Source organism: Albidovulum sp. (assembly GCF_049646345.1).
GTDB lineage: Bacteria > Pseudomonadota > Alphaproteobacteria > Rhodobacterales > Rhodobacteraceae > Albidovulum.
This window is the reverse complement of record NZ_JBARVQ010000317.1, coordinates 1-8619: the sequence shown is the minus strand read 5'-3', so window position 1 is coordinate 8619 and position 8619 is coordinate 1. Positions and strand designations below refer to the sequence as shown.

Here is an 8619-nt window from a genome sequence, read left to right as displayed (position 1 = left end):
GGTCAGATTCATGCGCAGAACCGGCAGGGCCGTCAAATCACCTTTCTTCGCCCAGGCCTCGTCCATGGACGCACCCCAAAGGGGCAGGACGCGGCAGGCGGCGCGTTGCGCCACCAGAACCGCGTCGTCCCTCGAACGCCCGGAGAGCCACTGCCCCAGACTTTCCCAATCCCGTATCTCAGAAGCCTTCACCATGCCCTCAAGCTGACCGAAACCACCCCACCCCGCAAGCGCCAGTGTCGGGACGGATGCCATACGCTTGCCATACGTTTGCCAGACGTTTCGCCGACACTCTCAGCGGGCCGCTTTCCGCCGTGCCCAGCGCCAGAGGTAGATCAGCGGCCAGCGCAGGATCGAGGCGCCTGCGGCCAGCACGATCAGACCCAGCCATGGCCCGTTCTGATAGGTCACGAAACCCAGGATCGGGATGCCCACGGCGATCAGCCCATAGGCGACCCGCCAGTGTTTGTCGCGCGAGGGGAACATCGCGATCACGGTCGCGGTGACGGCCCAGAGGCAGGCAAGAAGCAGCGACACGCTCATGGCCAGCCCCCCTTCCCTTCCGGCGCGCCCCGTTGATATTCCGTCTTTAGTCTCAAACGCTTAAGCCCCCATCCGTGCGGGCAAGGCATTGGCCCAGGCCGAGATTGTCCCCGCCCCGAGGCAGACGACCATATCCCCCGGCCGCGCCTGTTCGCGGACCAGCCGTTCAAGGTCATCCTCGCTGAGAAGCGCGCTTGCATGGCGGTGGCCATGGGCGATAAGGCCCGCCACCAGATCGTCGCGGCTCGCCCCCGGGATCGGGTCCTCGCCCGCGGCATAGACCTCGGCGATGGCGACCACGTCTGCCTCGTTGAAGCAGGTGCAGAAGTCCTCGAAAAGACTGGACAATCTGGAATAACGATGGGGTTGGTGAACGGCAATGACACGGCCCTTGGTGGCTTGTCTCGCGGCCTTCAGGACAGCCGCGATCTCCACCGGGTGGTGGCCATAATCGTCGATGATCGTGACCCCGCCCAGAACCTCGCCCACCTTGGTGAAGCGCCGGTTGACGCCGCCGAAATTCGCCAGCGCCTCGCGGATCTCATCCTTCTTCATGCCCAGATGTCGGGCGACGGCGACGGCGGCCAAGGCATTGGAAACATTGTGGTCCCCGGGCATCGGCAGGGTGCAGCCTTCGATGACGGACCCCTCGCCCTCCCCCTGCAACGCGACATCGAAATGGGCCACACCGTTTTCATAGGTCAGATTTACCGCCCGCACATCGGCCTGCGCGTTGAAGCCAAAGGTGATGACCCGACGGTCGGTGACACGGCCGACAAGCGTCTGCACCTCCGGGTGGTCGGTGCAGCAGACGGCGGCACCGTAGAACGGGATGTTCGAGACGAAGTCGTAAAACCCCTGCCGGAGCTTATCGAAATCGCCCCAATGCTCCATATGTTCGGGGTCGATATTGGTGACGATGGCGATGGTGGCGGGCAGGCGGTTGAAGCTGCCATCGCTTTCGTCCGCCTCGACCACCATCCACTCCCCGGCCCCGGCACGGGCGTTGGAGCCATAGGCATGGATGATACCGCCATTGATCACCGTGGGATCGAACCCGCCCTTGTCCAGAAGCGTCGCGACCATGGTCGTCGTCGTCGTCTTGCCATGCGTGCCACCAATGGCGACGTTCGAGCGCATGCGCATCAGTTCGGCCAGCATCTCGGCCCGGCGCACGACGGGCAGGCCACGGCGGCGGGCCTCTTCCAGTTCGGGATTGCCCTTCTTGATGGCCGAGGAGATGACGACCACAGCCGCCTCACCGAGATTCTCGGCGCGCTGGCCTTCGAAGAACGTGGCCCCCAGCTTCACCAGCCGCTCGGTGATCTTAGACGCCTTCGCATCCGACCCCTGAACCCGGTAGCCCAATGTCATCAGCACCTCGGCGATGCCCGACATGCCAATGCCGCCGATGCCGACGAAATGGATGGGGCCCAGCTCTCCGGGCAGTTTGGTGGCGGCGGCATTCATGTCGTCTTTCTCTCGGGCAGGGCCTCGACCATCTGGGCAAGGCGGTCGGTGGCGTCGGGAATGCCATAGGCAAGGGCCGCATTGGCCATGCGGGTGGCGGCGTCGGGGTTTTCCAGAACCGTGGCGACATGCCCCGCCAGCGTGGCGGCGTCAAGCCGGGATTCGGGGATCAGGATCGCGGCTTCGGCCTCAACCAGCCCATGGGCATTGGCGGTCTGATGGTCATTCGCGGCAGCGGCGAAGGGCACAAGGATCGACGGGCGGCCGATGATCGAGATGTCGGCGACCGAAGAGGCGCCCGCGCGGGAAATGATCAGCTGCGCCTCGGAAAAACGGCTGGGCACGTCGTCAAAGAACGGACGCACATCGGCGCGGATGCCCGCCCCGGCATAGGCCGCGACCACGCGGGTAACATCCTCGGGCCGGGCCTGATGGGCGACACGGATATTGTTGCGGAGGTTTTCGGGTAGGGTCGCCAGAGCCTCCGGCACACGGTCCGACAGGATGCGCGCGCCCTGAGAGCCGCCGATGACGACGACGCTCATCGGATAGTCACCGGGCGGGATATAGGGGGCACCGGCGCGGTCGAGCACGGCCTTGCGCACCGGATTGCCGGTATGGTGCCCGTCCACCCCTTCGGGCAGGGTCGTGGGCCAGGTGCCGCAGGCGATCCAGCGGACGCGCTTGGCAAAAAGCTGGTTTACCCGGCCGAGAATGCCGTTCTGTTCATGGATCATCGCGGGCAGGCGCAGGATTTTAGCCGCCGTCAGGGCCGGGATGGTCGGATAGCCGCCAAAGCCGATCACCGCATCAGGCTTGTCGCGCAGCATGCCAAAGACAGCGCCAATGACGCCCCCTGCGATGCGGAACGGCACTGTCAGTTTCGCGGCCATTCCGCCCCGCGCGAAAGTCGCCGCCGTCACCGTCTCAACCGCGACCTCTTTCGGAAAGCCGCCCGTATACCGCGCGCCGCGTTCGTCGGTAGACAGCTTGACCCGCCAGCCGCGGCTCAGCATCGCCTCGGCCAGGGCCTGCGCCGGAAACATATGCCCGCCGGTTCCCCCGGCCGCGATCAGAAGCAGAGGGGCCGACATCAGCGCCCCCGCTTGATCAGGTAGTCACCGATCTTGCCCTGCGGTCGGGCGCGGGTGAACGCGAGAAGCATGCCAAGCGCGATACCCGACGCGATGACGGACGAACCACCATAGCTGACGAAGGGCAGGGTCATGCCCTTGGCGGGCAAAAGCCGCACCGCCACGCCCATATTGATCATCGCCTGCACCCCGAAGGCGCAGGCGAGCCCTGTGCCCGCAAGCCGGATGAACGGGTCACGTTCGCGCATCAGCCGGAACAGTGACCGCGCGGTGATCGCGGCATAGAGCGCAATGATGACAAGGACGAGGACAAGCCCGTATTCCTCGGCCGCAACCGCGATGATGAAGTCTGTGTGGGCGTCGGGCAGCGACCACTTGACGGTGCCTTCGCCGACGCCGACACCAAAAAAGCCGCCTTCCTGAATGGCGTTGGTCGCGTAGCCGATCTGGGTTCTGGGATCGACTTCGGCCGAGAGGAACCCATCGATACGACGGGCGAAATGTTCGGATACGTCATAGGCAAAGATGCCGCCCGCGACGACCAGCCCGCCGATCACGGTCAAAAGCGTGATCGGCGCGCCAGCCACGAAATACATGACACCCCAGGCGAACAGGATCAGACAGGCCTGCCCGAAATCGGGCTGGAGGGCGAGGAAGAGAACGATGACGATGGTCAGGACGAAAGAATAGAGCCGCCCCGGAGGACCATTGATCTCTTGCGCCGCGGCCATCAGCCAGGCGCAGATGATGACGAAACCCGGTTTGAGGAATTCCGACGGTTGGAAGCTCGCAAAACCCAGCGAATACCAGCGTGTTGCCCCTTTGCCGAAATCGGTGCCAAAGACTGGCAGCAGCATCAGCGCGACGAAAGCCGCGAGGAACCCGATGACACCAAGCCGCCGCACCAGATCGGGCGACATCATCGAGGTGAACATCATAGCGGCCAGCGCCATGCAGCCGAAGAACGCCTGACGGGTGACATAGTAGAACGGATCAAGCCCGTTTTTTTCGGCCAACGGCACCGAAGCAGCAAGGCCCAGCAACAACCCGATCCCAAAGAGCACCATCACGCCCGACAGCGACCATTTGTCGATCGTGCGCCACCAACGGGGAAGAACCGGCTCACCCGCCCGCGCGGGGATGGAGCCATAGACCATTTCAGTCATGGGATACCGCTTTCACTGCCTCAAACCGCCCGTTAGCCGGGTCTGGCACTGATCCTAACGCGGATGCGACCCAGAGGCTAGAAAAGATTGCCCGCCCAGACAAGATCCGCGCGCGGCGCGCGGCCGCTTGGGCTGGTACCGTGCTGGCGGCGATAGGCCCGCGCAAAATGCGAGCGTGACCGGTATCCGGCGGCTTCTGCGGCTGCGAAACTCGACGCGCCTGCCGCGATCAGATGTTCGGCCACGCGCATCCGCACCGTGGTAAGGACCGCGCGAAAGCTCGTCCCCTCGGCAGCGAGCCGTCGCCGAAGGGTCGACGCGCCGAGCCCGAGATCCGCTGCCAACCCGCTGACTGTCCAGTTGGTATCGGGCGCCTCGGCGATCCGCCATGCGGCCCGCTCGGCAAGGCCGGTCTCAAAAAGGCTCCGCGCGGCAGGCGCCTCCCGCAGCAGCGCCAGCACCTCGGCCAGCCGCAGCGCCTTCACGCTTTCGCGGCTTGCGGGATCGGCGATGGATGCGGCGGCATGGGCCAGCGCCTCAACCAGATCATGGGTAAGCCCGATACGGAACGTTGTTGCCAGCGTCTGCGGCATCGCCGGCGCCGGCGCCGGTGGGATACCGGGCGGCAGCGCCGCCACTTCGAAGACCAGAGATTCATAATATCCAGTGCAGTCGTCAGGAATGTTGACGACATCAAGCGCCACCCCCTTTGGCAGGACAAAGACGGTACCGGGGATCTGCACCTCGCCCCGCTCGCCGATCCAGACCTCTTTCGACCCTTTAAGCACGATACCAAGAAGCGGATGGTCAAGCCGGATCTCGGCGATCCGTTCGCGGGAAAACGTGCAGTAGCTGAACAACCGCTCGGCGTGATCGTGCCGCCCATGGTCGCGCGGGCGCGTGAAGGCGCCAAGCCGGTCCAACAACTGGCGGCGCAGGGTATCGGTGTCAAAGCGATGTGCGAATGTCATGGGCGCACCCTAACCCGATCCCAGAACAACAAGAAGAGCAAGGTCGAGCGTTTCGGGGTCAAAGCCGGGCATTCTCGGGCCGCATCCTCAATCGCGCCGGGGCAGGGTCAGGACGCGTCCCTACAGAAGGAAAACACGATGCGATACATCCCCCTTGCCCTTGTCACAACTCTTGCCATTGCTGGCACGGCCAATGCGGCCGAGATTGAGCTCTGGCGGCTCGACTGCGGCCGGATCGAGATCCGTAACCAGGATCTTTTCTCGGACAGTTTCGCCTATTCGGGCGGCGCGCGGATGCTGACCAACAGCTGCTACCTGATCCGCCATGACAGCGACTACATGCTCTGGGATACCGGCCTGCCCGGTGCGATGGCCGGGCAACCGCCAAATACCGACCCGGCAGCGGCCTTTGTTCCCTCACTCGACCGGACCCTGACAAGCCAGCTCGGCAATCTGGGCATCACCCCTGACATGGTCACCCGTGTGGGCATCAGCCATGGCCATTTCGACCATACCGGGCAGGCGGCCGATTTCGCTCCGGCCACGCTCCTGATCGGCGCGGGCGACCTGACGGCCATGCAGAGCACACCCCTGCCCTTCGCCTTCGATCCCGCATCTCTTGACCCATGGCTGAACGGCGATGCCCCGGTTGAGGCAGTGACCGGCGATCGCGACATCTTTGGCGACGGATCGGTGATCATGATGGCGATGCCGGGCCATACCGCGGGCGAGACTGCCCTTCTGGTCCGTCTGGCCGAGGCGGGTCCTGTGCTTCTGTCGGGCGATGTCGTGCACTTCCAGGAACAACTGCAAAACCGCGCTGTCCCGGTCATCAACACCGACCGCGCCGACAGCCTCGCCTCGATTGCGCGTCTGATAGAAACGGCCGAAAATCTCGGCGCGCAACTGGTGATCCAGCATGAACCGCAGGATGTCGGACGTCTTGCTGCCTTCCCGGACAGCACGCGGTAAAACGCGTCTGACCCGTTTCGAGGTATCAGGCATCAGGTTCCGGGCGGCAATGGTTCGAAGTCTGATGCCCCCAAACACGACAGGCGCCGGGTCACGGGGGCGCGGCGCGGGGCTCTCCGCACCCTATTCCGGCCGGGCCGCGCGCCGCGCAAGCGACTCTTGCGGCCAGTACCTTTTCCGGTCGTAGAATTCGGGCACTGACGGAACATCATCGGGCAGAATGTACCAGGGCAACTTGGTCGAGGTGAAGATGTGGATATCGGGCGGGCAGGCCGCCGGATCGTCCAGCGTACCGACACGGATGAATGCCATCTTTCGCCCCGCTCCGGCGTAATGTGACCAGAGGACGATCTGACAGTCCGGGCAGCGAACCATGATCTGCCCCTTGCCGGAGGCCGAGGGGAGCGGCACCTCAGCCGGGTTCCCCACCAGCACCTCGACCCTTTCGGTTTCGATCATCGCATTCAAGGCATGCGGCCCGCCGCTTTCCCGCTGACACCATGTGCAGTGGCAGGCATGAGTGAATAACGGGCGATCGGTCAATCGGTAACGGACCGCGCCGCAGGTACAGCCTCCGTCGAGCATGGGCCCATCTCCTTCTGTCTGCGACCGCGGTTGTAACAATGCCACCTTTCCTGCCGCTTTGCATCCTGCGCGTCTCTGTGTCCTGAATTTGTCCGGTTCCCGACGCTGCGTGATGGTCGCCGGTTGAACAGCCACTGCCGGACGAGCCCCTCCATTTCCATGCAGAGGAAAAGCCCGGCAATCACCGATCAGATCAGTATTCCTATCGCGTCAATACGATTACTCTTCGGGTTCACCGAGTGCCTGCAGCGAAACTTTGTGTTGTACCGCTTTCGCCCGGAAACCAACCGAAGGCACCACCGCGCGTCAGCCGCCCTTGACCTCGGCAGCGGCGGCGATGAGCGCATCGGCGATGATATCTAGGTCGGGCCGTGTCAACCGTGCAGGCAACCGCAGGTCGCAGGCCCGCATCAGCATGGCACGGGTCTGGGGCAGGTCCGGCTGATCCCCCAGAAACTGCCAGTTCCAGTAGGCGCGGGCATTGTCGGCGGACAGCCCGAAGACCTGCACGCTGGTGCCCCGTGCCTTGGCCGCATCCTGAAACGCACGGGCCTGATCGTCGGTCTCGAAACCCGTCAGGTTGAACTGGAGCGAATCCGGCGCGCGGTCTTCCTGCGGCAAAGCGGGGGGCACGTCGAGCCAAGGGGATGTATTCAGACGCAAGGCGACATAGTCGTGGTTGCGGCGTCCGGCGGCGACACGCCCTGCAATCTCGCCGATCTGCGGCCGGATCACGGCGGCGGACAGGTTCTGCATCCGCATGTTGTAAAGCGGCAGCTTGTTCTGCCAGTTAAGGAAGCTGTTCTGCAGGCCGGGATGCTTCTTCCAGTTATGCTCGTAAGCGCCCGACATGATCACCGCCCGGGCGGCCAGTTCGGGATCGTCGGTAACGAACATGCCGCCTTCGCCGGCATTCACCAGCTTGTAGGACTGGAAGGAAAAGCAACCGACCTTGCCGAGCGTACCGATCTTGCGACCGCTCCAGAGTGTGCCGAGCGAATGGGCCGCATCCTCGATGACCGGCAGGTCGCGCGCCTCGCATTCCGCCATGATCGCATCCATGTCCGATGTATGGCCACGCATATGGCTGATCAGGACGGCATCGGCCCCGTCGAGCTTGGCGCGGAAATCCTCAAGATCGATACGGAAATTCGAACCGACCTCTACCAGAACCGGTGTGCAATCGGCATGGACCACCGCCGAAGGCACGGCGGCGAAGGTGAAGGCCGGGATCAGCACCCGCGCGCCGCGCGGCAGGTCGAGCGCTTTCAACGCAAGGAAAAGGGCTGCCGAGCATGACGAGACGGCAAGCGCGTAGCGTGTGCCCATGAAGGCGGCGAATTCGGCCTCCAGCAAGGCCACCGGCGCGCCTTCGGGTGCTGTGTAGCGAAAGAGGTCGCCACTGGTCAAAAGCCGGTCGATCTCGGCCCGTGCGGCTTCGGGGATGGGCTCTGCCTGATAGGGGTCGGGAGCTTTGGCGGGGGCGAGGGCGGCATCGGCCATGTTTCACCTTTTTGAAAACTCAGATTTCACTATTCCTTACCTCAACCCCACACCAAACACCACAGGCCGCCCGAAGGCGGCCTGCATTATTCAGCGGAAAGTTGCGCTCAGACGTTCAACAGCAAATGCTCGCGTTCCCACGGGCTGATGACCTGCAGGAACTCCTTGTACTCGTTGCGCTTGACCGCCTCGTAGATGTCGCAGAACTCGGTCCCCAGCGCCTCGCGCACCGGCTGACACTCCGAAAAGAGGTCGAGCGCATCGCCGAGCGTGGTCGGCAGCTCGTCACTGTCGATATAAGCGTTGCCAGACTTT

General features: G+C 63.9%; 9 protein-coding genes and 1 pseudogene. 1 reads left to right on the top strand and 9 read right to left on the bottom strand.

Annotated elements, in window-relative coordinates; translation table 11 throughout:
• The 6 genes from WBB85_RS08075 to WBB85_RS08050 form a co-directional block, all read right to left on the bottom strand.
• Window positions 1–255 (bottom strand): hypothetical protein (locus WBB85_RS08075; protein WP_432638108.1); only part of this gene is annotated, 255 nt, incomplete at its 3' end.
• A gap of 39 nt (window positions 256–294) precedes the next feature.
• On the bottom strand, window positions 295–543 hold the full coding sequence (locus WBB85_RS08070; protein ID WP_432638107.1) for a DUF2484 family protein: 249 nt from the start codon (window positions 541–543) through the stop codon (window positions 295–297).
• Window positions 544–603: 60 nt separating this feature from the next.
• On the bottom strand, window positions 604–2013 hold the full coding sequence (gene murC / locus WBB85_RS08065; RefSeq protein WP_432638106.1) for a UDP-N-acetylmuramate--L-alanine ligase: 1410 nt from the start codon (window positions 2011–2013) through the stop codon (window positions 604–606).
• On the bottom strand, window positions 2010–3107 hold the full coding sequence (locus tag WBB85_RS08060; protein WP_432638105.1) for a UDP-N-acetylglucosamine--N-acetylmuramyl-(pentapeptide) pyrophosphoryl-undecaprenol N-acetylglucosamine transferase: 1098 nt from the start codon (window positions 3105–3107) through the stop codon (window positions 2010–2012). The genes murC and WBB85_RS08060 overlap by 4 nt, the downstream gene beginning before the upstream one ends.
• Entirely contained in the window at window positions 3107–4273 is a 1167-nt protein-coding gene (gene ftsW / locus WBB85_RS08055) for a putative lipid II flippase FtsW (RefSeq protein ID WP_432638104.1), read from the bottom strand. Before ftsW ends, WBB85_RS08060 begins: the two co-directional genes overlap by 1 nt.
• Before the next feature lie 77 nt (window positions 4274–4350).
• Entirely contained in the window at window positions 4351–5244 is an 894-nt protein-coding gene (locus tag WBB85_RS08050) for a helix-turn-helix domain-containing protein (protein WP_432638103.1), read from the bottom strand.
• A 138-nt stretch (window positions 5245–5382) separates the two neighbouring features.
• Between WBB85_RS08050 and WBB85_RS08045 the strand changes: the two genes are divergently transcribed.
• Window positions 5383–6216, top strand: a complete 834-nt coding sequence (locus tag WBB85_RS08045; protein WP_432638102.1) for an N-acyl homoserine lactonase family protein — start codon at window positions 5383–5385, stop codon at window positions 6214–6216.
• 123 nt (window positions 6217–6339) lie between these two features.
• Here the strand turns inward: WBB85_RS08045 and WBB85_RS08040 are convergent, their stop codons facing one another.
• The 3 genes and pseudogenes from WBB85_RS08040 to WBB85_RS08030 form a co-directional block, all read right to left on the bottom strand.
• Window positions 6340–6801 (bottom strand): GFA family protein, encoded by a 462-nt coding sequence (locus WBB85_RS08040; RefSeq protein WP_432638101.1) that lies wholly within the window; start codon window positions 6799–6801, stop codon window positions 6340–6342.
• A gap of 306 nt (window positions 6802–7107) precedes the next feature.
• On the bottom strand, window positions 7108–8304 hold the full coding sequence (locus WBB85_RS08035; RefSeq protein ID WP_432638100.1) for a DegT/DnrJ/EryC1/StrS family aminotransferase: 1197 nt from the start codon (window positions 8302–8304) through the stop codon (window positions 7108–7110).
• 107 nt (window positions 8305–8411) lie between these two features.
• A pseudogene (locus WBB85_RS08030) lies at window positions 8412–8619 on the bottom strand (glutamine synthetase); the annotation flags it as partial.